At 61.4% G+C, this 24,709-nt stretch carries 25 protein-coding genes, 1 tRNA gene and 1 pseudogene; 14 read left to right on the top strand and 13 right to left on the bottom strand.

The window, feature by feature from the left end:
- The 6 genes and pseudogenes from D0Y96_RS19965 to D0Y96_RS19945 form a co-directional block, all read right to left on the bottom strand.
- The coding region (locus D0Y96_RS19965) for a carboxypeptidase-like regulatory domain-containing protein (RefSeq protein ID WP_147325153.1) at nucleotides 1–431 on the bottom strand (431 nt) is incomplete at its 3' end.
- A gap of 7 nt (nucleotides 432–438) precedes the next feature.
- Nucleotides 439–2,346 carry a hypothetical protein gene (locus D0Y96_RS19960; RefSeq protein WP_252263984.1) on the bottom strand — a complete coding sequence of 636 codons (1,908 nt, stop codon included), beginning with the start codon at nucleotides 2,344–2,346 and terminating at the stop codon, nucleotides 439–441.
- A 531-nt stretch (nucleotides 2,347–2,877) separates the two neighbouring features.
- Nucleotides 2,878–3,249: pseudogene (locus D0Y96_RS20830) on the bottom strand (RNA polymerase sigma factor); the annotation flags it as partial.
- Nucleotides 3,250–3,751: 502 nt separating this feature from the next.
- Entirely contained in the window at nucleotides 3,752–4,195 is a 444-nt protein-coding gene (locus D0Y96_RS19955; protein ID WP_117303600.1) for a DoxX family membrane protein, read from the bottom strand.
- Nucleotides 4,196–4,361: 166 nt separating this feature from the next.
- A complete protein-coding gene (locus tag D0Y96_RS19950) occupies nucleotides 4,362–4,811 on the bottom strand; it encodes a DoxX family protein (RefSeq protein ID WP_117303598.1) in 450 nt (149 codons plus the stop codon).
- Between the two features lie 376 nt (nucleotides 4,812–5,187).
- Nucleotides 5,188–5,264 (bottom strand) — tRNA-Val (locus tag D0Y96_RS19945).
- A gap of 238 nt (nucleotides 5,265–5,502) precedes the next feature.
- Between D0Y96_RS19945 and D0Y96_RS19940 the strand changes: the two genes are divergently transcribed.
- Complete coding sequence (locus D0Y96_RS19940; protein ID WP_117303594.1) at nucleotides 5,503–6,069, top strand: CDP-alcohol phosphatidyltransferase family protein; 567 nt, start codon at nucleotides 5,503–5,505, stop codon at nucleotides 6,067–6,069.
- A gap of 6 nt (nucleotides 6,070–6,075) precedes the next feature.
- On the opposite strand, the gene D0Y96_RS20620 is transcribed toward D0Y96_RS19940, so the two are convergent.
- The gene (locus D0Y96_RS20620; RefSeq protein ID WP_286676456.1) at nucleotides 6,076–6,198 is read right to left on the bottom strand and encodes a hypothetical protein; all 123 of its coding nucleotides are present in this window, start codon (nucleotides 6,196–6,198) and stop codon (nucleotides 6,076–6,078) included.
- 479 nt (nucleotides 6,199–6,677) lie between these two features.
- On the opposite strand from D0Y96_RS20620, the gene D0Y96_RS19935 reads away from it, so the two are divergent.
- The 12 genes from D0Y96_RS19935 (at nucleotide 6,678) to D0Y96_RS19880 (ending at nucleotide 16,540) form a co-directional block, all read left to right on the top strand.
- Nucleotides 6,678–8,609 carry an FG-GAP-like repeat-containing protein gene (locus D0Y96_RS19935; RefSeq protein WP_117303592.1) on the top strand — a complete coding sequence of 644 codons (1,932 nt, stop codon included), beginning with the start codon at nucleotides 6,678–6,680 and terminating at the stop codon, nucleotides 8,607–8,609.
- Nucleotides 8,610–8,815: 206 nt separating this feature from the next.
- Complete coding sequence (locus D0Y96_RS19930; RefSeq protein ID WP_117303590.1) at nucleotides 8,816–9,274, top strand: RrF2 family transcriptional regulator; 459 nt, start codon at nucleotides 8,816–8,818, stop codon at nucleotides 9,272–9,274.
- Nucleotides 9,275–9,319: 45 nt separating this feature from the next.
- The gene (locus D0Y96_RS19925) at nucleotides 9,320–10,594 is read left to right on the top strand and encodes an IscS subfamily cysteine desulfurase (protein ID WP_117303588.1); all 1,275 of its coding nucleotides are present in this window, start codon (nucleotides 9,320–9,322) and stop codon (nucleotides 10,592–10,594) included.
- A 157-nt stretch (nucleotides 10,595–10,751) separates the two neighbouring features.
- The gene (gene iscU, locus D0Y96_RS19920; RefSeq protein ID WP_117303586.1) at nucleotides 10,752–11,174 is read left to right on the top strand and encodes a Fe-S cluster assembly scaffold IscU; all 423 of its coding nucleotides are present in this window, start codon (nucleotides 10,752–10,754) and stop codon (nucleotides 11,172–11,174) included.
- A gap of 29 nt (nucleotides 11,175–11,203) precedes the next feature.
- Nucleotides 11,204–11,407: a hypothetical protein gene (locus D0Y96_RS19915; protein WP_117303584.1), complete on the top strand. Its 204-nt coding sequence runs from the start codon at nucleotides 11,204–11,206 to the stop codon at nucleotides 11,405–11,407.
- Nucleotides 11,404–11,787: a HesB/IscA family protein gene (locus tag D0Y96_RS19910; RefSeq protein WP_117303581.1), complete on the top strand. Its 384-nt coding sequence runs from the start codon at nucleotides 11,404–11,406 to the stop codon at nucleotides 11,785–11,787. The genes D0Y96_RS19915 and D0Y96_RS19910 overlap by 4 nt, the downstream gene beginning before the upstream one ends.
- 33 nt (nucleotides 11,788–11,820) lie before the next feature.
- Complete coding sequence (gene hscB, locus D0Y96_RS19905; protein WP_117303579.1) at nucleotides 11,821–12,531, top strand: Fe-S protein assembly co-chaperone HscB; 711 nt, start codon at nucleotides 11,821–11,823, stop codon at nucleotides 12,529–12,531.
- Nucleotides 12,532–12,542: 11 nt separating this feature from the next.
- The gene (locus D0Y96_RS19900) at nucleotides 12,543–12,962 is read left to right on the top strand and encodes a tautomerase family protein (protein WP_117303577.1); all 420 of its coding nucleotides are present in this window, start codon (nucleotides 12,543–12,545) and stop codon (nucleotides 12,960–12,962) included.
- Nucleotides 12,935–15,004 (top strand): Fe-S protein assembly chaperone HscA, encoded by a 2,070-nt coding sequence (gene hscA, locus D0Y96_RS19895; RefSeq protein WP_117303575.1) that lies wholly within the window; start codon nucleotides 12,935–12,937, stop codon nucleotides 15,002–15,004. The genes D0Y96_RS19900 and hscA overlap by 28 nt, the downstream gene beginning before the upstream one ends.
- Entirely contained in the window at nucleotides 15,001–15,432 is a 432-nt protein-coding gene (locus D0Y96_RS19890) for a 2Fe-2S iron-sulfur cluster-binding protein (RefSeq protein ID WP_117303573.1), read from the top strand. The genes hscA and D0Y96_RS19890 overlap by 4 nt, the downstream gene beginning before the upstream one ends.
- A 44-nt stretch (nucleotides 15,433–15,476) precedes the next feature.
- Nucleotides 15,477–15,695, top strand: a complete 219-nt coding sequence (iscX, locus tag D0Y96_RS19885; RefSeq protein ID WP_117303571.1) for a Fe-S cluster assembly protein IscX — start codon at nucleotides 15,477–15,479, stop codon at nucleotides 15,693–15,695.
- Nucleotides 15,696–15,799: 104 nt separating this feature from the next.
- A complete protein-coding gene (locus tag D0Y96_RS19880) occupies nucleotides 15,800–16,540 on the top strand; it encodes an SDR family oxidoreductase (RefSeq protein WP_117303569.1) in 741 nt (246 codons plus the stop codon).
- Between the two features lie 24 nt (nucleotides 16,541–16,564).
- Here the strand turns inward: D0Y96_RS19880 and D0Y96_RS19875 are convergent, their stop codons facing one another.
- From D0Y96_RS19875 to D0Y96_RS19860, 4 genes are all read right to left on the bottom strand, one after another.
- Nucleotides 16,565–17,047: a YraN family protein gene (locus D0Y96_RS19875; RefSeq protein WP_117303614.1), complete on the bottom strand. Its 483-nt coding sequence runs from the start codon at nucleotides 17,045–17,047 to the stop codon at nucleotides 16,565–16,567.
- Nucleotides 17,048–17,438: 391 nt separating this feature from the next.
- Nucleotides 17,439–19,829, bottom strand: coding sequence for a YncE family protein (locus tag D0Y96_RS19870; RefSeq protein ID WP_117303567.1), 2,391 nt, complete (start codon nucleotides 19,827–19,829; stop codon nucleotides 17,439–17,441).
- Between the two features lie 139 nt (nucleotides 19,830–19,968).
- Nucleotides 19,969–20,322, bottom strand: a complete 354-nt coding sequence (locus D0Y96_RS19865; protein ID WP_117303565.1) for a four helix bundle protein — start codon at nucleotides 20,320–20,322, stop codon at nucleotides 19,969–19,971.
- Between the two features lie 81 nt (nucleotides 20,323–20,403).
- A complete protein-coding gene (locus D0Y96_RS19860) occupies nucleotides 20,404–22,515 on the bottom strand; it encodes a S9 family peptidase (RefSeq protein WP_117303563.1) in 2,112 nt (703 codons plus the stop codon).
- A 109-nt stretch (nucleotides 22,516–22,624) separates the two neighbouring features.
- Here D0Y96_RS19860 and D0Y96_RS19855 point away from each other — a divergent pair, with 109 nt between their 5' ends.
- Nucleotides 22,625–23,158: a GNAT family N-acetyltransferase gene (locus D0Y96_RS19855; protein ID WP_117303561.1), complete on the top strand. Its 534-nt coding sequence runs from the start codon at nucleotides 22,625–22,627 to the stop codon at nucleotides 23,156–23,158.
- 721 nt (nucleotides 23,159–23,879) lie between these two features.
- Here D0Y96_RS19855 and D0Y96_RS19850 read toward each other — a convergent pair.
- Nucleotides 23,880–24,338 carry a GNAT family N-acetyltransferase gene (locus D0Y96_RS19850; RefSeq protein WP_117303559.1) on the bottom strand — a complete coding sequence of 153 codons (459 nt, stop codon included), beginning with the start codon at nucleotides 24,336–24,338 and terminating at the stop codon, nucleotides 23,880–23,882.
- 87 nt (nucleotides 24,339–24,425) lie between these two features.
- Nucleotides 24,426–24,659 (bottom strand): hypothetical protein, encoded by a 234-nt coding sequence (locus D0Y96_RS19845; protein ID WP_117303557.1) that lies wholly within the window; start codon nucleotides 24,657–24,659, stop codon nucleotides 24,426–24,428.
- Between the last annotated feature and the right edge of the window lie 50 nt (nucleotides 24,660–24,709).

The raw sequence follows: 24,709 nt of genomic DNA, 5'->3' as shown, positions 1-24,709 counted from the left end.
GAGACTTCCTTACCGGTGATCGTGCCGCCGACCTCCGCATTCTCCGTATTCACCTGCGTCACTTCGCTGCCCGCATTCACGCTGACGGTAGACTGCGTTGAACCAATCGTGAGCTGAATGTTGTAAATAAATGCCTGCCCAACATTCAGCGATATGTCCTCGCTCATCGAAGGACTGAAACCTGAAGCCTGTACTTCAATTTTGTAATGGCCGGCAGGCAGAAACGGGATCGTATAACTTCCTTCGCCATTGGATTTGCTCTCGGACACAGAATGGGAATCCTGATTGATGGCCCGGATATTCGCATTGGGGATCGCCGCGTTCTGCTGGTCCGTAACCTGGCCGGAAAAGCGGGCATTCTGACCGAGAGCCATTGCCGCTCCGCCAAAGACGCAGACGTATACGAAGAGTTGAAACAGATGTTTGCGCATTCTTTGATTAGTCCTGTTGTTCTTTGCGAGGCGCTGTTCGGGTCGGGGGCAATGGCGACAATTGCAGAGTCACTGCGTGTAATTGATGGATCGTTTGAGCCAGCTCCGGGAGGATGTCCTGCGCAGACCTTGAATGTCCGGCGTCGCCGAAAACCAGCTCATCACACAATTTGCTGTTCTGTTTCGTCGCTTCTTCTATGTCGAGAGTTGTTTTCTGAATATCGGATGTATAGGAGTCGGTAAGGCCGGCTTCCGCCAGGGAATGCTCTTCCTCGTCAAGTGCCGCGAGGATACTTGCCTTACGTTCCGCAATCAGTTGATCGAGCGTCGTACGTCCCGCTTCGGTGAGTTGTTGTCGATCGGGAGCATAGCGGTGGATCAGTTCCGCAAGATGCGAACTCTCCCGGTCGACCGCATCGGCGCTGTCTGACAGCCGATTCGCCAGACGGCTCATCTCGTCCCTGGATTCGCCTTTCGTCAGGAGAAACTTCTCCAGAGGAGATACCTTTTCTTCGTCGGACTCCAAAACAGGCCGGGGATTCTGCCCCCCTTCTCCTGCAGGGAAGCCTGACTGGTGCTCCAGTTCCGCAAAGGTGAAAATCGCCGGAATCACATGCGGCACCTCGTTCAGCCGCATCTCCAGCTCTCGCTTACGCGCATCGTCTTCAACAATGCCCTTGACCTGCACTCCGCTGGACCGCCGAATGATCTGTACGCGGTTGTCCGCATCGGCGCGGAGCTGATGCAGGGCCAGCATCGCGCCCAGTTCTGCTTCGTCGACCTGTGCGTCAGTGAGCGGCAGCGCCGCAAGGTGCGCGGTTATCAGAGGATGCACACCAGGACCGTTCACGCCTGAACCGGCTGCTCGCATCGGTTCAAACCAGCCGGGCTCCGCATCGCTCCACGGCATCACAGCGTAATCGAGTTCAGCAATTTCAACATCGCCCGTGTCGCGGAACGAAACAGTACGTGCTACCGGATGAAAGTCATTCGCCCTGACCGTCAGTGATTCCTGCGTCACGCTCGCGTCATCAATCGTGGTCGTCAAGGTCAGAAGATTGTTCCCGGTTTTCCGAACAATATCTCTCACGATTTGTGAGTGCTCACGCCAGTTCTCATACGTGGCGGCCGACAGCGGCTCATCCCAGTTCACACCACCCTTTGCAAGCTTTGCCTCCAGTGCCGCAGTCTGCCGATCGAGGGCGTGCCTTTTGGGTTTACGCCGTCCAGTCGAATCACGGTGAATCGTTCGCTCGATGGATTGCGCCGCCGTCCGAATGCGAACCTTTTGAGAAATGACCCTGGACTCAGTGGAGGGAACCTGTGCCTGTTCCGCTTTTTCGGCATGCTGTAAAAACGCGCTGGCCGGCATAGGAGAGGCACTTCTCATCCACAGGAAGAGGCACACGGCTGTGCCGAGAGCGAAGACAGCGGCACTCGCGAGGAAAGGGTTCATAGTGCGAACGAAAAGCTGATACCAGACCTGCATCCAGGCAAATACTCTGTCGGCTCTGCGGCGAATCCATCTTCCAGGACGAAGCACGATCCCGCGAAGCGGCACGCTGGCAACGGATGCTGTCTCCCGGATTGCGACAGCGCCTTCCGCACGCGCCGAATCCGTCTCCGTCGCGACCCTCTCAGTCATAACCGGATCGCGGTACAGAACGTGAAGAATAGGAACATCCGCAGCAAACGTAAGGGTGACAATAAGAGAGCGGTCGTCGCTCAATGCCACCCTCTCTTCCTGCTCCAGCCCATCCGGAGATGCAGGATCGATAACATCGAGATACGCCAGACAGAAGCCCTGCTCACTGAAGACCTCGATGAATGACGGCTCGTCCTTCCTGCCCAGCTTCAGATGCAGTTCATTCTTTTCGGCCGAAACTTTCTGAGAGGCACGCACCTCGCCGTCCACTGCAATCTGCAGGCTCTCCGGCCGGTGCTCATAAAGCTCGCGCGCCCGGCGCTCGATTTTGCGAAGGGAAGGCCCTTTCGCCGACGGCCGGCGGCGAATCGGCGCGCCCGCATCTTCCGCATCTCCGCCCGCTCCCGGCCCCGATGTACTATCGCGATCCAATCCGTACTCCGGCGACCGCTCCGCCAGCAGCGGCAGGTGGAGAATGGTATTCACCCGATCCAGACATATCCTGCAGCTCACGAGGTGAGCGAGTTCGGACGCAGTAAAAGCCAGGGCCACGCTGTCCGCGGCATAACGCCGCTCCAGAGCAGAAGCGGGAAAGCACGGCCCTTCAGTAGCTGAGAAGATCGCCTCCCTCAGCTCGGAGAAAAGCCTTTGAGTATCCTCGCCTTCGGCTGAAAACGCCACTTCACGCTGCGGCGGCTGCGATATGAACCGAAGCGCGCCGGGCCGCTCCAGAAACAGGCGTGCCTCGCTCCGCGCCACCTGAAGAGATCTGTCCACAGAAGACCGTGGCGCCTGGAGAATCTTCATCAGCTCACTGGCGTAATACCCCAGAAAGAAGCGCAGGATGAGAACACTGGCGGAACGAGCCGCGCTCTTTCGCTGGCAGACGTGGCGGCAGATTTGCCGAAGATGAGCACGGGCAAACAGCATCTCGCGGCGATCGGCAACGGCCAGACCCTGCTCCACCGAGTCGTAGTCCACGATGGACAGATCGTTCAGGGGATCGCGGCCTTCGCGGTGAAGGCGGGAATAATAGAGGTTGCGTATGACTTTGAATAAATAGGAGTCAATCGATTCCATCGCGTCGATGGATCGCGAAATGCGGGTGATGCGGAAGTAGAGGTCATGAACCAGATCCTCGGCCTCTTCCCGATCCTTATGCGTAATCTGCATCGCCCACTCCAGCAGACGCGGGTAGTAAGCGAAGAACACATCTTCGTTGGTCCTCCATCCGGATCTGGAATGAGAAGTCTGCATAGCTTTAGGGCTCTACCTACAGAACCCTCGGAGACAGGCGAATCAAACATGACGCGAGGGTATATTCGCCAACTCTTAACATTCGGCATCGCTGCACCCGTCATGGCAGAGGTACGGAACTGGTTTTAAGACCTGACCGGCCGGAGCCTGAAGCAGAAAGGAGGATCGGTCTGCGTTATGCCCACAAAAGGAGCAGAATCGCAGACGAGTTTGAATCGTATGTCACAAACGCCACAAACCTTTGCAAAGAACGATATTCGGCAGCGGTCCGGGGTCGTTTCCGCCGAATCAGCTCTGACGCTCCCGGCTCACTCGATGAGTGACTTCAGGCCATGACACGCATGGAAACGAAAACCGCCGGAGAGGCTGCAAATGAGTGCATCAGGCTGTTCGCGTTCGATATTTCCAGTCGAGGGGACTACTCACGCGTTCGCGGACCGAATCCGAACAGAGAATCGAGAGAATAGACATTCCTGTTTCTAAAGGCCAGAAGGGCGGTATAAACGGCTGCATAGATAAGTTGCAGCCCCGCGCTCTCCCAATCCTGCCGAAGCGTTGACCCGAAGGTCAAAGCGATTAAAAGGAGTGAGCCGGCAAGCAGCGCGAAACGGGTGCACAGTCCGAGCAGAACCAGCAACCCGAAAACTGCTTCAAGCCACGGAAGAGTCAATCCGAAGGCAAGTACCGCCCATCCGGGCAGGGGCGTCTTTTGAAAGAGGGGAAGCAGAGAATGTGCGAAGGATGCGGTTCCGCTGAGAATTCTGCTCACTCCATGCATGCAGATGTTCGTGCCGATTGTGATACGGAGCAGCAGATAGGCCAGCTCACCGTCATGCTGAAATTCCACAGCGGGTTTTTCCATCAGCTCCCTGCCTCTCAGACATTCGCGCAGCCCGGAACGCCTTTCTGCTGCGCTCGCGATCTGCCTGGGTTTGCTCTGTCTATAGGACGCCGTTCGTCCGATGGTTATAGAAATCGTCGTTTCCCCCGGCGCTGTAAGCGAGGGGAAAGCGCGTCATGGCTGGCAATCAATGCTTGCCTGAGAATACTTCATCGAGCGAAAACCGGCCCGGCCCCAGAAGTACCAGCGCAGCTAAACATGCCAGATAGAGCAAATCACACTCGTAGCCAGGCGGGCCAAAGGTCGCTCCTGCCGGCGTTACTGCCATCAGCTTGATCGAACTAAACCCATATCGCCAGTGCACACTGAACATGGCCACCAGCAGGACAGCCGCCATCGGTACGCTGACCAGCGGAATAAAGCAGCCGAGCAGTACAGCCAGGCCTCCGAGCAATTCCGTCAGGATAGTCAGCCACGCCATCAGATGCGGAGCAGGTACATGCAGGGCGTGCAGGATGGAGGCAAACGCCTCCGGACCTTTGATCAGTTTGGCATAACCATGTTCCATGAAGCCGAAACCTGCGATAAGCCGCAGTGGAACAGGAGCCCAGACGGGAGACTTTTTCGGATCGAACATAACAGCCACTTCACTCCTCCATTCCGGCATCTCGGTTATCTGTCTGACCGATGAAACGGACCAGGGTTAGCCTTTGGCCCAGTCATCCCTCCAGCCAGTTGAACCAGATCTGGCGCGGCGGCCTCAGGTTGCGGAAGTCCATGCACGGCTTCCGCTCAACAAAGCAAAAGCCGTCGAACCGGAGCGGACCGAGCTTTCTGTAACCGGATGCAGCCGTCAGAAACCCGAGCCGGAGAAATTGCCGGAGAGTGTGAAGGGGATGATCGGAGCGGTACATGATGCTGCAGAAAAGAGGAGAAGCGCAGCAGGCTTCCGGTGATTTGCTGCCAAATGCTGCCGGCGCTTCGGAAGGACTGACTGTAAGTGCTTAAGGATATGGTAGGCACGAGCGGATTCGAACCGCTGACCTCTACCGTGTCAAGGTAGCGCTCTAACCAGCTGAGCTACGCGCCTGCGTGAGGGATGCAGCGCTTTTCATCATATCAGGGATTGATGGGATGGATCGAGCCATGCCCTTCGCCCGTTCGACAATTATCAGGCCACTGCCCGACGCCGACTTGCTGAACTGAACCTGCCCGCGGAAGGAGCCTGGGGCGCTCCCAAACCGTTCGGATCGCCCGTTTACCACCCGGCGTCTTTCCGTTGGATTTGCCCCATGGCTGCGTTAGGATAAGGGTTTTGCTCAGCGTTCATGAATGCTATCCGCGCCACGCCGAATCAGCTTACCTTCCTCAGGCTCTGCATCGTCCCCTTTCTGGTCCTGGCCATTCTCGACGGCCACTTCCGCACCGCCTTCGGTCTCTTCATCCTCGCCGGAATCACCGACGGCCTCGACGGCCTGCTCGCCCGCGTGCTCAAACAGCGCACCATTCTGGGACAGTATCTCGACCCCGTCGCCGACAAACTGCTGCTGAGCACGCTCTTTCTCGTCCTGCACCATGAGGCCCTCATCTCCCGCCGCGTCACCGTTCTGGTCTTCGCGCGCGATCTCGGCATCCTCATCGTCGCTGCCATCCTTTACGCAGGCATGGGCATGCGCAACTTCCGGCCCAGCATCATCGGCAAGGCCAACACCCTGGCGCAGATCATCGCCCTGCTGACCGTGCTGCTCAGCCAGTTCTATGGGCCCGAATGGGTTCTCTTCATCCGGCACTGGTCGCTCATGGCGACCGTTGTCTTAACGGTTCTGTCAGGATTTCATTACGCATGGAAGGTGGCCCGTCAGCTTGGATCGCCTGGCGTGGCAGCTACCGGTTAACGTCCTCTATTCTTCATCGTCATCGCCGTCGACGGACTCTTCGATTGCCATGTCGCGGAACTCACCCGCGTCGAACACTTCGCCGCATTCCTGGCACTCGACATATTCCACGTCCTCTTCGCGTGCCACGACGCGTACTTTAGGGTGCTTGCATGGGGTATCCATTGGGGTATTGGCCGTGAGGAATCAGGTTATCTCGGCAAAATTGTATCCAGGCTATTGGTTCTGTCAAACCGGAATGTGATGAGCGGCGAGCTTCCGCTCCACAATGGAATCCGCACACCTCCAACCGGCTGCCGCCCGCCGGCGTGCGTCCGGTAAAGGCTTTCCCGCCTGCCGCAGAAAGGCGGCCTTTCTCCCGGACCGCTCTCCGGTACGCTCCGCAGCGGTATTCTCCATGCCTTCTGCAAATTTTTTTCAGCCGCTTCCAGCAGCCATGAAAACGATCTCATCGATCCCCGCGCCTCCGGCGGCCACTGCGGAGCGTTACGAAAATCTGGTATCGTTTCCAGCGCGGTTCAGGCCAGCTTTTAAAACCACAGCAATTCCCTGCTCCGGAACAGCTGCGCCGGGCAAATCCGCAGCGTGCACCTTAAATGAGGAAAATAATGTTGAAACGAAATTCTCTGCTGATTGCCGTATTTCTGTCCCTCGGCACCATGCCGGTTTTCGCCTCCGGTCCTACTTTTCATCCTGACGTCACCATGAGCGGAACCAGTCTCGACGGCTGGCACACCTTTGGCCAGGCCAGCTGGCATGCCGGCAACGGAGAGATCGTCGGCACCCCGCAGTCCGGCGGAGGCGGCTGGCTCGTCCTCAACGACTCACTCCAGGACATCAATTTCTACACGCAGTTTCGTTGCTCCGCAGGCTGCGCCACCGGCGTGCTCCTGCGCGCGGAAAAGACCTCCGACGGCGGCATGAAGGGCGACTACATCGAGCTCAGCGATCCTGAGCTCGGCGCCTGGGCCGTCACCATCGATGCCCAGGGAAAGATCACCTCGCGTGAGCCGCTGCGCCGTGGCGGCGGACTCGTCCGCGTGGCGCCGCCGCCGTCAGCGAACGAGCGCCCGTTTGAATTCCATCGTCCGCCCATGCCGGCCGACCTGCCCATCCATCCGCCCGACGACAGCCTTCGCCCCGGCGACTGGAACTCCATCGAGATCTTCTTCGATGCCAACATCATCCGCGCCCAGCGCAACACCGGTCGTGAGCATGGCTCCGTCGCCGACGAAGGCTACGGGCCCATCGCCCTCTACATCGGCGGCAGCGGCAGCGTCTCCTTCAAAGGCCTGGCGTATGGCGATATGGGCCTCAAGGTGCGCGTGCCCCACGTCACCTCGCCCGACTTCCGCCGCCAGCGTCTGAGCGACTTCTATTACTCATGGGGAACCGCCGCCGCCGACTTTAACCACGACGGCAAGCTCGACGTCGTCTCCGGTCCTTATATCTATTACGGTCCCGACTACCTCAAGTCCCGCGAGATCTGGCTCGCCCAGGCCACCAACCCCACCACCGAGTTCGCCGGCAACGCCACCATGGAGTTCGCCGCCGACTTCACCGGCGACGGATGGCCCGACGTCCTCACCGTCAACTTCGGAGGCGGTCCCGACGCCTTCCTCTACGTCAACCCCAAAGGCGAGCACCGCCGCTGGGATAAATACCCCGTCATCGATCACGTCTCGAGCGAAATCGCCGTGCTGCGCGATGTCGACGGCGACGGCAAGCCTGAGCTGGTCTACTGCGGCGACGGCTATGTCCGTTACGCCAAGCCCGACCCGAACAACCCCACCGGTCCATGGATCACGCACAACATCTCCGAGAAGGGCTATGCCGTCGCTCACGGCATCGGTGTCGGAGACATCAACGGCGATGGCCGCATGGATGTTGTCAACGCCTACGGCTGGTGGGAGCAGCCCGCGCCCGGCAGCAACCAGACCAGCTGGAAATATCATCCGCAGGCCTTCGCACAGTACACCCGCGGCATCTTCGGCGGCAGCGTCATGGCCATCTATGACGTAAACGGCGACGGCCTCAACGACGTCGTCACCTCGCTCGACGCCCACGGCTGGGGCCTGGCCTGGTTCGAGCAGAAGCGCGACGCCCAGGGCAACATCTCCTTCGTCGAGCACAAGGTCATGGACGATCCCTCCTTCCACAACGCCGGAGGCGTCGTCTTCTCCGAGCTCCACGGCTCAACCTTTGCCGATGTCAACGGTGACGGCCTTACCGACTTCATCGTCGGCAAACGCTACTTCTCCCACCTCGACACCAACATCGATCCCGATCCTCGCGGAGCGCCGGTCCTCTACTGGTATGAGACCGTTCACGACAAGAGCGCGCCGGGAGGAGCAAAGCTGGTGCCCCATCTCATCGACAACCACAGCGGAGTCGGCTCCGACGTCCTCGCCGTGGACCTCAACCACGACGGCGCTATGGATGTCGTAACCTCCACCCGCTTCGGCACCTTCATCTTCTGGGGCAAGCCGCACTCCGGAGAAAAAGGACACACGCAGAAGGCTGCCACGGCGAAAAAGTAAGCACGCCGCCGGCAGAGAATCACCCTCAACCCCCATCCCTGACAGAGACTCTCGCCACCGCCATTCCGCGCGGTGGCAGAGCCTCCGTCAGGCTGAGTTCCCGGCCAAACTCCCCATCACCCAAATGCCGGCCCCTGATTGAACCAGGATGTTTTTGGTCGTATACTTGCTACGAGGCCGAAGAACCCCCTCAAAGCAACCCACCTATGCTGAGGCTGACCAAAAAAGCCGATTATGGTCTGATGGCGCTCAAGTATCTCGCTGAGCACGGGGAAGATATGTCTCTAAGCGCCAAAGACATAGCCGAGGCTTACCACATTCCCCAGCAGCTGCTGGCGAAGATCCTCCAGCGTCTGGCCCGGGTGGGCATTCTGCGCTCGCACGCAGGCATGAACGGGGGCTATTCGCTCGAAAAGAAGCCGCATGAGATTACGGCGTTTGAGGTGATCCGCGCCATTGACGGGCCGCTGTTCATCACCTCCTGCAGAACCAGCACCGGTTCCTGCGACCTGACCGACAGCTGCACCATCAAAGAACCACTGGCGCGCGTCAATGACAGCATTTCAGACCTGCTGAAAAACATCCGGATCTCCGACCTGGTCGAAGCCGGACAGGGCCCGGGCAAAGGAAACAGCGTACCCGACCTGATATCCATACGGATTTAACGCAGCCGCAGCGCAGAGCCGAAAACCTCGGAGAGAGAATCGAATATGAGTGCGACAGTAAATGGCAACGGCAATGGAAACGGAAGTGTCACCGCCCCCGCGGGCGTAAAGCTGCCGATCTATATGGATAATCACGCGACCACGCAGCTCGATCCGCGCGTGCTCGAAGCGATGATGCCCTATCTGACGACCATCTACGGCAATGCCGCCAGCCGCAATCACCAGTTCGGCTGGGTCGCCGAGCAGGCCGTCGAGACCGCGCGCGAACAGATCGCAAAGCTCATCGGAGCCTCCGCGAAGGAGATCATCTTCACCTCCGGCGCGACGGAGTCCGACAACCTCGCCATCAAGGGCGTGGCCGAGATGTACCGCGAGCGCGGCAATCACATCATCACCCAGGTCACCGAGCACAAGGCCATTCTGGATACCTGCAAGCGCCTCGAGAAGGCCGGCTATCGCGTTACCTATCTGCCGGTGAAGGCCGACGGTCTCGTCGATCTCGAGGATCTGAAGCGCGCCATCGACGACAAGACCATCCTGGTCACGATCATGTTCGCGAACAATGAGATCGGCGTCGTTCAGCCCGTCGCCGAGATCGGAAAGATCTGCCGCGAGCGCAACGTGATCTTCCACACCGACGCCGTACAGGCCGTCGGCAAGATCCCCGTCGATGTGAACAAAATGAACATCGACCTCCTCTCGCTCTCCGGCCACAAGCTCTACGGCCCCAAGGGCGTGGGGGCACTCTACGTGCGCCGCCGCAATCCCCGCGTGCAGATCTCCGAGCAGATCAACGGTGGCGGCCATGAGCGCGGCATGCGCTCCGGCACGCTCAACGTCCCCGGCATCGTCGGCCTGGGCAGGGCCTGCGAGATCGCCGGCGAGGAGATGGAAGCCGAATCGAAGCGCCTCATCGCCCTGCGCGACAAGCTGAAGCACAAGCTCGAAGGCAGCCTCGACTACATCCACGTCAACGGCTCCATGGAGCATCGCCTTCCCGGCAGCCTCAACATGAGCTTTGTCTATGTCGAAGGCGAATCTTTACTCATGGGAATCAACGATGTAGCGGTTTCCAGCGGTTCTGCCTGCACCTCCGCGACGCTTGAGCCATCTTATGTACTGAAGGCTCTCGGTCTCGGCGATGACGTGGCCCACAGCTCGATCCGTTTCGGCCTCGGACGCTTCAATTCCGAAGCCGAGGTCGACTACGTGGCCGACAAGGTCATCGATGTGGTGCAGAAGCTGCGTGAGCTTTCACCGCTTTACGAGATGGTGAAGGAAGGCATCGACATTTCGAAGATCGAGTGGCAGGCGCATTGATCGGGGGAGAGACGGTATTTCGTCAGAAAGCAGCATCAGCCGTCGGCGGAAGAGAGACGAAAGCTTTGTATCAGGGCACGGCTTCAGCCGTGCCGCAACGGCATAGAGAAAAAGGGGCTTCAGCCCTGTAAAGTAAGTTTCAAAGAGGAGAAACGAAATGGCATACAGCGACAAGGTCATCGACCACTACAACAATCCGCGCAACGTAGGCCAGCTCGATAAAGCGAGTTCCGAGGTCGGCACCGGCCTCGTCGGCGCGCCGGAGTGCGGTGACGTCATGCGCCTGCAGATTCGTGTCAATCCCGAGACCCAGGTCATCGAGGAAGCGAAGTTCAAGACCTTCGGCTGCGGCTCAGCCATTGCCTCCTCGTCGCTGGCGACCGAGTGGGTCAAGGGCAGAACCGTCGACGAAGCGCTGAAGATTCAGAACACCGACATCGTGAAGGAGCTCTCGCTGCCTCCGGTCAAGATTCACTGCTCCGTGCTGGCCGAGGACGCCATCCGCGCCGCCATCGGCGACTGGAAGAAGAAAAATGGCGTTGCCGAAGGCGCGGAAGTGGCGCAGCCGACAGCGCGATAGGGAGTGCGCGGCGGGAGCCGCTGAGGACAATGCACGACGTGCTGACAATTGGAATCCCTGTGCTGGTTATTCTCGTGGGGATTTTGATGAACCGACAGGATGCGAGCGCGATTCGCTCTGATTTAGGGGGAAGGATCGACATGCTCACAGGGAAAGTGATCGAGCTCACCGACCGTGTCTCTCATCTCGAGGCTCGTATCGGCAAGCAAGAGAACGATTTGGAGTTTGTATGACGACCAGATTGGCCGTGCTGAATACGGAAAGCGCCGCGCCTCAGCCCAAGGGCATTGAGGTGACGGAGCGCGCCGTGAAGCGCATCCGCGTCGCGATGGCGAAGGAAGGCATCTCGCCCGCCGAAGGCGGACTGCGCCTCGGCGTGATGGGCGGCGGCTGCTCCGGTCTGTCCTACAACATCCGCTTCGACACGCAGCCTCGCGAGCGCGACCGTATCTTTACCTTCGACGATGTGCGCGTCTTCGTCGATCCGAAATCGTTCCTCTATCTCAGCGGCATGGTGCTCGACTACGAGGAAACGCTGATGCGGCAGGGCTTCAACTTCATCAATCCCAATTCGAGCAAATCCTGCGGCTGCGGCTCGTCATTCTCTTCCTGACGTCCGCGCCCGCGGGCGGTTTCACCCTGAACGATGCAGACTGCTGAGCACCAATCCGTTTCCACGGCCTGCTGGTCGTGCGGGGCGCCGCTGGCCGGCGCCAGAGCCTTCTGCGACGCCTGCGGCAAGGTCCAGCCGCCTTCGCCCGACGCCGACTACTTCACCGTCTTCGGCCTTCCCCGCCGCCTCGCCATCGACACCGCCGCCCTCGAGCGCGTCTTCTACAGGCTCAGCCGCAAACTGCACCCCGATGTCTACGCCCGCGCCTCGGCAAACGAGCAGCAGTGGAGCCTCGATCAGACCTCGCTGCTCAACGACGCCTGGCGCACGCTGAAGAACCCCGTCAGCCGCACCGAATATCTCCTCAGGGTTGAGGGTGTACAAGTAGAGAGCGAGCGCGCCGAAGACGGCAAAGCGAAGGAGTCCCGCGTTCCCGCCGACCTCCTCGAAGAGGTCTTCGAGCTGAACATGCAGCTTGAAGAGATGCGCATGAACCGCAAAATGGGCGACGACGATCCCGCCCTGCGCGCCGACCTCGAAAAGGCGAAGACGCAGTTCGAAGCGCAGCTCGCCGCCGTCGACGCCGATCTGCAGTCGCTCTGGTCCGCCTGGGACGCGGCCCTCGACAACCACGCTCCCGCGGCCGAGACGAAGCCGGTCAAAGACAGCATGGTCGCCCTGCTCGACCGCCGCCGCTATCTCCGCAACCTCGTCCGCGACGTCAACGACGCGCTGGGCAACTGAGAGGAAAGACAATGCCCCTGGTTCGCATCTCCCTGCGCAACAGAACCACCACCGAGCGCCGCAAGGCCATTGCCACGGCCGTCTACGACGCCATGCGCGCTACCGTCGGCATCCCTGAAGGCGACCGTTTTATCGTGCTCAGCACGCACACCGAAGAAGAGCTGATCGTCGACCCGGGCTTTATGGGCATGCAGCGCAGCGACGACTACGTGCTCGTGCACATCACCCTCAGCAAAGGCCGCACCACCGAGAAAAAGCAGGCGCTCTATGCCGAGCTCGCCCGTCTCCTCGGCGAGCGGGCAAAGATCGCCTCCGACGACGTGATGGTCGTGCTGTCTGAAAACGGATTCGACGACTGGTCCTTCGGTAAAGGCGAAGCGCAGTATGTGCTCAACCCTCCGGCATGGGCGCGGAAGCAGGACTCTCAGTGAGCGAAGCAAAACAGGACCGCATCGTCGGCATCGACCTCGGCACCACCAACTCGCTCGTCGCGTTCATGCAGGGCGATCATCCCGTCGTCATCCCCGGAGAAGACGGCTCGAACCTCGTGCCCTCCGTCGTCGCCATCCCCGAAGCCGGGCAGGAGCAGCGCAGGGTCATCGTCGGCAACCCCGCCCGCGCCTGGCTCGTCAGCACGCCCGGCCGCGTCATCTACTCGGCCAAGCGCCTCATGGGCCGCGGCGTCGAAGATGTGCAGGAGGAGCTGAAGCTCTTCCCCTTCCACCTCGCCTCCGGCATTCAGCCCGGCGAAGTCCTCCGTCTCGATCTGGGTGGCCAGCAGTTCACCCCGCCCGAAATCTCCGCCTACGTCCTGCGCCAGCTTAAAAAGAACGCCGAGCGCTACTTCGGCACACCGGTTACAAAGGCCGTCATCACCGTTCCCGCGTACTTCAACGACGCGCAGCGCCAGGCCACCAAAGACGCCGGACGCATGGCCGGACTCGAAGTCCTGCGCCTCGTCAACGAGCCCACCGCAGCGGCGCTCGCCTACGGCCTCGACCGCGAAAAGGCCGGCATCGTCGCCGTCTACGATCTCGGCGGCGGCACCTTCGATATCTCCATCCTCAAGCTGCACGAGGGCATCTTCGAGGTCATCGCCACCAACGGCGACACGCATCTCGGCGGCGATGACATCGACAATCTCCTCATCGCCATCGCGCTCGACGATATCCGCGGCGAGCTGGGCCCTGATTTTCAAAGTGGAGACCTCACCACCAGCGCCGAGGCCATTCAGGCCATCCGCAAAGCCGTCATCGAAGCCAAGATCGCGCTCTCTGCCTCCGACGCGGCGCGCCTCGACGTAACCCTGCCCGATGGCCGGTCCTACCGCCGCGAGATCACCCGCGAGCAGTTCGAGCAGATTATCCAGCCCATCCTCCAGCGCACCCTCGGCCCCTGCCTGCAGGCCATGAAAGATGCCGGCATCGCTCCCGGGCAGATCGACGAGGCCGTGCTCGTCGGCGGCTCCACGCGCATTCCCGCCGTACGCCGCCTCACCGATCAGGTCTTTCACCTCAGCGCGCGCGGCAAAAAGCCCCACACCGATCTCAACCCCGACGAAGTCGTCGCCCTCGGCGCGGCGGTGCAGGCGCACATTCTCGAAGGCGGCAGCAAAGCCACGGAAGACATGCTGCTGCTCGACGTCACGCCCCTCTCCCTCGGCATCGAGGCCCTCGGCGGAGTCGTGGCGAAGATCATCCAGCGCAACTCCACCATCCCCGCCTCCGCCACCGAGCACTTCACCACCGGCGTCGACGGCCAGACCAGTGTCGCCATCCACGTCGTGCAGGGCGAGCGCGAGCTGGCAAAAGACTGCCGCTCCCTCGCCCGCTTCGACCTCAAAGGCATCCCGCCCATGACCGCCGGTCTGCCGCGCATCGAGGTCCGCTTCCTCATCGACGCCAACGGCATCCTGCATGTCTCGGCGCGCGAGCAGCGCTCCGGCAAAGAGGCCGAGATCGAGGTCAAACCCACCTACGGCCTCACCGACGAGCAGGTGGAATCGATGATCCTCGAGTCCTTCGACTACGCCGAGGCTGACTTCCATCAGCGTCTGCTCATCGAAGCCCGCAACGAGGCCGAAAACATCCTCGATAAAGTCGAAAAGGCCGCGAAGAACCCCGCCTGGCAGCGGCTCACCGAAGACGAGCGCGCGCAGATCGCTCTCCGCGAGCAGGAGCTGCAGAGTGCAAAGCAGGGCGATGACGCAAAGGCCGTCCGCGCCGCCATCGAATCCCTCGACAAGGCCACGCACCGCCTCGCCGAGCTCATGATGGACGCCGCCGTCTCCTCCGCGCTGCACGGAGAAACCATGGCCACCGCCGGTGAGAAACTGGGACAGGGCCCCACCGCGCCGCATCCCTTCGCGCCCGCGGAGATCAACAACGGAAGAGCAACAGGAACCGAAGGAAACGATTCGGCAGAAACGAACGAAAGAACTTCGGCAGACAGGGACGAAAGACAGTCACGATGAGCGACACAAAGCAGCAGGAAATCGATCTCAGCCAACCGCCCGCGCCCAACATGGTGCGCATCACCTTCATGCCCGAAGGGCGCACCGTCGAATTTGAATACGGCTCCATGCCGTACGACCATCACGGCAAGCCGATGTCCTTCCTCGATGTCGCGGAGAACTACGGCATCTTCCTCGATCACGCCTGCGGCGGCTCCTGCGCCTGCACCACCTGCCATCTCTGGATCAAAGAGGGCGCTTCGGGGCTGAGCGAAGCCGACGACGACGAGCTCGACCGCCTCGACATGGCCGCCGATCTTCAGCTCAACTCGCGTCTCGGCTGCCAGGCCGTCATCACCGGCCCCGGGACCTACGTCGTCGAGATCCCCAAATGGAATCGCAACTACGTCTCCGAGGGCAAGCCCCTGTCTCTCGCCGAAGACAAATAGCGTAAAAGTAACGGCAACAGATACAGAAAGCAGAGAGAGAACACATGGCCCGCGAAATCACCTGGAATGATGCCGAGGAGATCGGCATCCTGCTGCAGGAGAAGTTCCCCGACACTGACCCGCTGACCGTCCGCTTCACCGATCTGCACCGTTATGTCACTGAGCTCGAAGGCTTCTCCGACGACGCCGCGAAGTCGAATGAGTCGAAGCTCGAAGCCATTCAGATGGCCTGGTACGAAGAACACAAGGACGCCAACGGATAAAGCCTGCGTCCGGCCGCTCTTTTCGCCGTTCCGCCGCTCCTTTCTGCTGATCGTCACCGTACCTGTTACAAATTATGCCGCCGCTCGCTAAAGGAGGCGCACGCATGACGGAAACGCCGAAGATCGCTCTCGTCACCGGAGCCGGCAGCGGCATCGGCCGCGCGGTCAGCCTTGCTTTGCACGGCGCGGGCTGGCGCGTGGTCCTCGCAGGCCGCCGCGCTGCGGATCTCGAGCAAACCGCCTCTCTCGGCGGCGCATCCTCTCACCCCATGCTGCCGGTTTCCACCGATGTCAGCCGGCCTGAGAGCGTGGAGCATCTCTTCGGCCGCATCCGCGGCGAATACGGCCGCCTCGATCTGCTCTTCAACAATGCCGGCATCAATATTCCGGCGGTGCCTCTCGAAGACGTCACCTTCGAGCTCTGGAACCGCATCGTCGGCGTCAACCTTACCGGAGCCTTTCTCTGCGCGCAGCACGCCGTCCGGCTCATGAAGCAGCAGCAGCCCCGCGGCGGCCGCATCATCAATAACGGCTCCATCTCCGCGCACGCGCCCCGCCCGCACTCGGCTCCGTATACGGCGACCAAGCACGCCATCACCGGCCTTACCAGATCCATCTCGCTAGACGGCCGCGAATACGACATCGCCTGCGGCCAGATCGACATCGGCAACGCCAACACCGGCCTCGCCGATCAGTCGAAGGCTCTGGTTCCCGGCCAGGAGCCGAAAATGGATGTCCAGGACGTCGCCGGCGCGGTGCTCTACATGGCCGGTCTGCCGCTCAGCGCCAACGTCCAGTTCATGACGGTCATGGCCACGAAGATGCCTTTCATCGGCCGCGGCTGATCGTTTTTTCATTCAGCCGCGCCTTCACTCCCACCGGCGCGCCCGGTGCTCTTCCCATCCGAAGGCCCCGCGAAACAGCTCGAACTCCGCCGTCTTTCCCTCTTCGAAGTAAATCGACAGAACATCGAAGCGCACCGGCGTCTCCTCCCGCATCTCTTCTCCGGGCAGCCGCCGCAGATAATGCCTCGCCAGCCTGCGCAGCGTTTTGCGTTTATGCTCATCCACCGCGGACTCCGCCGTGGCCACCTCCCGCGTCGTGCGCGTCTTCACCTCGATAAAGCAGAGCGTCTCACCCTCCCACGCAATCAGGTCCAGGTCGCCCGGAGCGCGTCCCGTGCGCCACCCTCGCGCCACCACGGTGTATCCCATCCGCCGCAGCCGGAAGTATGCAGCTCGCTCGCCGCGCTCGCCCGTATCCAGGTGCGCAGCGCCTCTGCTTCGCCGTCCCGCCGCGGCGTTCACGAACGATTCAAACAGCCGCAGGCGAATGGAGGAGAGCAGTGCCATGGCTGCGATTCTCTCTCCCCCGCCTCGGCGCTGCCAACGCACTTCCGTCACCTGCGTTGCAGCCTCCGCTTCCGTGGCAGCCGCGAAAAAGCCGTCCTCGGCCGGGCCCCCGTCCGGATAACACGGTTGGGGCAGAGCGGCTCCCACGCCTGGAGCTTCCGCCTGGCAGGAAGTGCTATTCAACTCAAACCGGAAATGCGAGATTCTTTGACTGTCAGGAGCGAGCTGAAAAACAACAGGCGCCGCCGAATGATGGAAGTCTGTACCGGCAACCTGACACAGGTTTTTAAAGGATCGGAAGCTCTGGAGTGGGGGACTGCAGCGCTTCTGATAAAGAAAAGCCCGTCCGAATCGGACGGGCTTTTTCTCGTTCCGCAATCGCGGTCTTTGTTTAGGTCGTCGACCGCGACTTGACCGCCAGAAACTCCGGAGCCACGGGATTGCCGTTCGTGTCCGTGAGCTTCGGGTTGATCGTCGTCCCCGTATCGGTCAGGCTCGACGGGCTCACCTCGTGCACCAAACTGTCTCCGCCGGTTCCGACAAAGAAGATCGTGCCGTCCGGGCTGAAGATGCCCGAGATCGGCGCCCCCGCGCTGCCGGAAAGCTGCACGTTGGCCAGCGTTCCCGCCGCGCCTGCCGAGTCCGAGAAGGTATACGCCGGCAGCAGGCCGCTGGCCGACGCCGCTCGATACGTGACGAACGCCACCGACGAATCCGGCGACGCGACCACCGCTGTAATCTCCGACGGAGTCAACCCGGTCAGCGGAACCGCCGGAGCCACCTCGTTGTCGATCGTCAGCGGCAGCGAAACCGTGTTGTTGTTCGTCAGCGGACATCCGCCCGTCGGAACACCCGTGCTGCCGTTCGCGCCGCTGGCCGAAGTCAGCCAGATATCGGACAGGTCCGTCGTCGTCGCGCCCAGAATGTGGTTGCCGTCCGCCGTCGCCGTCACGCGGTTCGTGACCGCGCCCGCGCTGCCCGACTTCGGGTAATAAACCACCGGATCGACCGAGGTATCCGGGCAGAATCCGTACGCGTCCGTCGTATTGCCCGAAAGGAACGCCGCCACGCTCGGCACCGTAAGCGTCAGATCCGGACCGCAGAACGGATCGTACCCCGTTGAGCCCGTTGTATTGTTGTTCAGCGTGCAGCTGTAGCTCGGCTGGCTGGAAATGTTGTACGTGCTCCAGCCCGTGGTGAGGTTGTGCACGTAGAGCGCGTCCGGCCCTACCACATACACATTCTTGCCATCCGGCGAGTACATCGCGCGCGTCGCCACCCCGTTCGTGCTCACGTACGTGCCCGCCGAGGTCGAGTAAAAGTAAATCGCATGGCGAATCTGATCGTTGATGATCAACGACGAGTTATCCGGCGCCGCCGCCAGCACCACGCCAGGAACCGCCGGATTCTCCTTGGCCAGGCTGTTGTTGCTGGTGTTGTAGACCATCAGCTCCCGCCAGCTTCCGAAGTAGATCGAGCTGCCCGTGCCGTCCACCACCATCGAGTTCGGCATATACGGCAGCTTGATCGGAGCGCCGATCGCCCCCGTCGTCAGATCCACCTCGCTGAAGTACTGCGACTGCGACGAGGACATCCACAGCAGGTTGCTGCTGCGTCCGCCCGAAGTCACCTTCAGGTTGTTCGCCGTGATCGGCGTGCCGTTCCCGTAAACGCCCAGCTTCTCGATCGGCGCCGGATTACACGTCCCGGGCTGGCAGATGGCCGTAATCGTCGCCTGGCTCGGAAAGGTCGTCGAAATCACGCCCGCGCTGCTCACGGTCAGGTTCTGCGGCTCCGTCGACTCGTAATCGAGCGCAATTCCGTTGATCGAGACCCCGTTCGTATCCTTCACCGTCGACGTAATCGTCTGCGGAGAGCTCGTCGTCACCGTCGCCGTGGTCGAGTTGTTGATCCTGTTCACGATGCTCGCCGGCGGGCAGGTGTAGAAGTAGCCGGCCGCCGAAGAGGTTGCCGTCGCCGATGCTGTCGCGTTGATCACCGTCGATCCCGGCAGGTTGGCCGTCGCAATGCCGTTCGGGTTCGTCAGCGTCGTCGTCCCCGTCACCGGATTCGTATTGGTGGGATTCTCCGTGTTGTTGATGTTCACCACGCTGGCATTCACCGCGGTGTACTGGATCGTTCCCACATCGCTGATCGGAAGCGCCGCCCCATCCGGCCCGAAGACCTGGGTCGAGCTCAGCAGCGACGACGGCAGCGTCGTCCCCTGCGAAACGCAGCCGCTCGGCTCGATATTCGAATTCAGGGTAATCGCGGTGACAGGGGGGTGCACGTAGACATTCACCGGATTACTGGTCACCGCCGCGCCCGTCGCCGTCAGCTGCGACACCCCGCACGTGCTCGCCGTGCAGCCCGTCGTGGAAAAGCTCGTGACCGAGGCCCCGGAGGGTGGCGTGCAGATCGTGTAATCGGCAATTCCGCCCGGACTGTTCCGGTTCCACGTACCGCCGCATACCAGACCCGTGGGCGAGACATCGGCAAGAAACTTATTGCTGGTGCCGTATGTGTAGCTGCTCACGCTCTCGGTGTCGCCGTTGCAGTTAAAGGCGGACGGAGTCCCCAGCTGCTGAGTCTGTCCCCATGTCAGGGAGATGCCCGTGGCCTGCGGCTGCAGCGACACGTAAACCACCTGACTGGTCGTCACGCCGTAAGCGTGTCCATTCTTGGTGCAGTAGTTGTTCTGATTGTGGCCGCATCCCGCGATGGACATGCCGACCGGAATGGAAAACGCAAATAACACTACAAGGGCAAAAAACCGCTGCATGCAACCTCCCCGTCCGCGCTTCACCCGCCCGGACGGTCCTTACACCCGAAAATCGTGATTGCCCTTCAGGATAACAGGGAACAGGCCGAAGGTCACAGGTCGCAGGGCACAGGCGCCGGCCCCGCAACGCATCGTCCGATCAGAGCTTGTTCAGCATGGCCCACAGCATTTTGCCAACCTCGTGCGCCAGACCTTCTGTTCTCTGGAGATTCGCCTCATCCGCAAAGCCGAGTTCCTTCGCAATCACAAGGTGAGTCTGTACCTCCAGTGTCGATCCGCGGGCGATTCCGAGAAAATATGTGTACTCTTTCGCCGACATTCGCCCATATCCTTCCGCAATATTGCTGGCAATCGACACATCTGCGCGTCGCAACTGCGCCGTCAAACCATACATTTCTTCACGCGGAAAGGCGCCCGTCATCCTGTAGATGGCAACGCTGAGTTCAATCGCGCGCTGCCATACCTTCAAATCGCGAAAAGAAGAATCGCCCATAGCCGGCCATCTTATCCTGGACTTCAGTCGGCGCCCTGCGCCCTGTGCCCTGTGCCCTGCACCCTGCACCCTGCACCCTGTTTACGGCATGTACTCCTCGAACCACGCCAGCGCCCGCTCCAGCACATCCCTCCGGTGATCGGGATTCACGAATCCATGCCCTTCGTTGGGATACACCACCAGCTCCGTCGTATCGCCCAGATCATGCAGAGCGTGCCAGAACTCGAACGACTGCGGCGCCGGACACTCCCCGTCTCGGTCGCCCACCACCTCCAGCGTCGGCGTCTTCACGTTTTTGATAAAGTCGATCGCCGAGCTCTTCGCATACACCGCCGGATCGTCATACACCGACGCTCCGAAGAACGGAATCATCCACTGGTCGATCGAGTTCTCCCCGTAATAGCTCTGCCAGTTCGAAATCCCCGCCCCCGCGACAGCGGCGTGGAAGCGGCGCGTCTGCGTCACCGCAAACATGGTCATAAAGCCGCCGTAGCTCCATCCCGTCAGCCCGATCCGCTTATCGTCCACCGGATACCTCTTCTCGACCGCATCCACCCCGGCCAGAATGTCGCGCAGATCGCCGTAGCCGAAGTCCTTCCGGTTGGCCTGGGTAAACTTTTCGCCCTCTCCGTAGCTGCCTCGCGGATTCGGCATCAGCACAAAATACCCCAGCGCGGAAAACGGCACGCCGCCATACCCCGCGCCCGGCCACCGCGGCAGAACCGCCGAAGACGGCCCCCCGTGCACCATCACGATCATCGGATACGTCTTCGCCGGATCGTAGTTCGCCGGCAGCAGCAGCCAGCCCTGCACATGGAAGCCCTCATTGGTCCACTCCATCGACTCCGCCCGGCCCCACGACGGCTTCAGCCCGTCGTTGTAGTGGGTCACCGCACGCGGCTCTTCCCCCGGCTTCGCCACATACACCTCCGGAGCGGACGCAAACGAGCTGGAGGTAAAAGCGACATAACCATTTGAGGCGAAGGAAAGGCTCAGCTCCAGCCGTCCGTCCCCCGCCGAAGCCGGAACCCGCAGCAGCGCCGGGCTCAGCGTATCGCCCTGGGAGCCGTCCGCCCGAACCGTTCGGTAGACCATCGCACCGCTTACGACCTGAGACGCGCCCAGCTCGCTGTCGCTGATCCAGCGAATCCACGCGTTCGTCACCTTCGTCTCCGGCGTAATGTCCCTGGGCGCGCCGCCCGCAGCCGGAATCACATAAATATCCCCACCCGTCGACCCCTGATCGCTCATCAGCCCGCCGATGAAAGCGATCTGCTTCCCGTCCGGCGACCAGCGCGGCACCGCAATCTGCAGCCCGTGCAGCGATCCCTCCACCGTCGGCGGGTCCAGAATCGCCGCCGGCTGCCCGTCCACGTCCTGGGTATACAGCTTCGCCACCCACCAGTTGTTCTCTCCCGGCGGCGGAGCAGCCACATATGCCAGCCTCCGCGCATCCGGCGACCAGTCGAACTCATACACGTGCAGCCCGGCCGGCGAAACCTGGCGCAGCTCCCCGCTCGCCGCATCCACCACCGCAATCCGCTGCACCTCCAGCCCCTCCACGCCAATCACTCCGGAGGGCGGCTTCATCGCCGCCAGCGCGCCCGAGGGCCGCGTCGCGCCCTCCACGTAAAGCAGGCTCAGCAGCTTCCCGTCCGGCGACCACTCCAGGCTCTTCGCATACCCGTTCAGCTTCGCCAGCAGCCGCGGAGCCGCGCCGCCCGACGCCTCGGCCACATAGATCGCCATCCCCTGCCCGGCCTCGCACGTCGAAAAGAAGGCGATATGCTGCGAATCCGGCGACCACGCGGCATCGTGCTCGCTGCCCACAGCCTCGCCGCACGCCGTGATCCTCCGGCTTTCCGAAGGGTTCGCCACCGGCGCCAGCTCGATCTCCTCGCCGCCCTGCCTCCCACTCACCGTCCAGACAATCTGCTGCCCGTCCGGCGAAATCGCCGTCTCGCGCACCGCGCGCGCCTCGCCCAGCGCCTGGATCAGCGTGCCGATTCTCGGATCATGTACCTGAACCGTCTTCTCCACTGCTGCTTTCGGAGTCGCTTCCGGACCCGATCCGGCGGCGGCAGCAGCGCCCGCTGCGGCAAAGGTAAAAGGAGACCCGAAGAGGGTGAGAGCAAGACCGGATACAAACAGCCCTGCCAGCCTGTGAAAGCACCGGGAGCGGAGGGTTTTCATGGAGGTTGTTATACCCTGTTTCGCATTCCGGACACGACTTTTCTCTTTGCCTTCGCGATCTGCATCTTACTCACCTGCGCCCTGCGCCCTGTACTGCTACCCTCTTCGCATGGCACATGCCCTCGTGCGTGCGGCGCGTCCCGAAGACGATCTTCCGCTCTGCCGCACGCTGATGCGCGAATACGCCGCTTACCTCAATCGCTCCGTCGGCGACGAGCACATCTGCATCGACAGCCTCGAAGCCGAGCTCGAGGGCCTTCCCGGCCCATACGCTGAGCCCGACGGCCTCATCCTGCTCGCCTTTGTCGAGGACCGGCCAGCCGGATGCGTCGCCCTCAAACCTCTGCAGCCCATCCTTACCGGCGAACGGGCCTGCGAGATGAAGCGCCTCTGGGTCCGCCCCGCATTTCAGGGCCAGGGGCTGGGCCGTCTCCTCGCCACAGAGGCCATCCGCCGCGCCCGCTCTGCCGAATACACCGCCATGTACCTCGACACCATGCCCTCCACCATGCAGGCCGCCAGCGCGCTCTACATCGCCCTTGGATTCGTCCCCGTCGAGCGGTATACCCGCAACCCGGTCCTGCGCGAAACCGCCGGCGGGCCCGGAGTGGCTTATCTGCGCCTCGATCTGCTCGCCTCGTAGCGGTCAGGGCCGTCAGGGCTGCCCCTGCCTGTCAATCCCCGGCCTGTCATGACGCGCTCTGACTGACAGACAGTACAGCGCTTACAACACATACCTTCTGGCATGAAATTTCCCCGGCCCGGCTACGATAAAAGCAGACGATCCCATCGGGAAAGAGGGAAAGGACTGGAACAGCTCCCCAAACAAGGAATCTGAACGACAGATTCAGAACGGCAGATTCTGAACAACAGAAGAGCCGGTCCGTTTGAAGTGAGAGAGAGAATAAACCCCCGGTGCCCACCTTCGCCGCCTGTGGTTGGCAGCTAAGGTGGGAGGCCGATCCGTCTGTTCGGCCCGTATAGTCATGTTTTGTATCAGGGCACGGCTTCAGCTGTGCCGAAAAGAATCCGGAAACAAGGGGCTTCAGCCCCTGAGGGTGATTTTTCCCGCAAATCGCTTCGCATACGGCCGCGAATGCGGCAATGATGGCCGTCAGTGAAATACCTCATTTTCAGCGGCTTGCAGGAATACATGGCCACGTATGCGGCAAAGACAGCCGGGTATGCAGCAATGACGGACGGGATGCCGCACAGACGGACGTATCGCAGGTGCTCTGTTTTCACTCACATACACCCATCACGGCCGAGAATCCACCAGCGGCGTATTGAAAACAGGGCATTTAACAGATCGCACTTTTTTTGAAGACGTCAGACGGCCGGAGCGTACCGCTCTCCGGTACGGATCAGAGATCGATCCGGAAGCTGTACCCGTGACGCTCGAAGCCCACCGACTCGTAAAACCGGTGCGCCTCCTCGCGCCGCAGATTGCTTGAGAGCGTCAGTTTATAGCAGCCGGCCGCGCGGCACGCCTCGCGCGCATGCAGCATCATCGCCCGCCCTATGCCCTGCCCCTGGCACTCGGGAGCGACGGCCACGTCCTCCACCACCCCGGACCGCCTGCCCCGCTTGGCCAGGTTGTCCATGATGAGCAGCTCATAGGTACCGGCGATCCTGCCATCAAGCACGGCCACAAAGACCCGGTACGACGGATACCGCCGCAGCAGCGCCAGATGCTTGCGAGCCTCCTCGGGCGTAAAGCGCTCCGCCCCCGGAGCCGCGCTCTCCACGCCGCTCGCCGCATACAGTTCGAGAATCGCCGCAACATCCTCTTCCGAGGCTTCGCGAATCGTCAGGTCACGCATGGCACGCACTCCGTGACCCTATCTTCTCAAAGCCCCGCATGCCGGACCCGGCGGCAGATCCTGTCAGTCAGAAGCAGATCCTGCCGGTCAGAACTGGAAGAACTTCTCGCGCAGCGCATCCTCGTAGGCCTTCTTGGCAGCCTTGGCCCGGCTGCGCGCCTCGTCCTCACGCAGATCGGCCTGCTCCCACAGATCGATCTCCGCCACCGTATGGTTCACTGAGGCCAGCGCCTCTTCCTCGCGAATCGCGGCGATCCACGCCTCAACCGCTGTCCTGTATTCGCTCTGCAGTTCATCAAGATCGGATGTAGTCGTTCCCATCGTGCTTTCCCCCTCAGGAGGACACAGCCTATCCAGGCAATGTGAAGAAG

Origin of the sequence: Paracidobacterium acidisoli, assembly GCF_003428625.2 — a bacterium.
Taxonomy (GTDB): domain Bacteria; phylum Acidobacteriota; class Terriglobia; order Terriglobales; family Acidobacteriaceae; genus Paracidobacterium; species Paracidobacterium acidisoli.
Note: the sequence above shows the minus strand (reverse complement) of the source record. Positions and strands in the feature narration are given on the sequence as shown.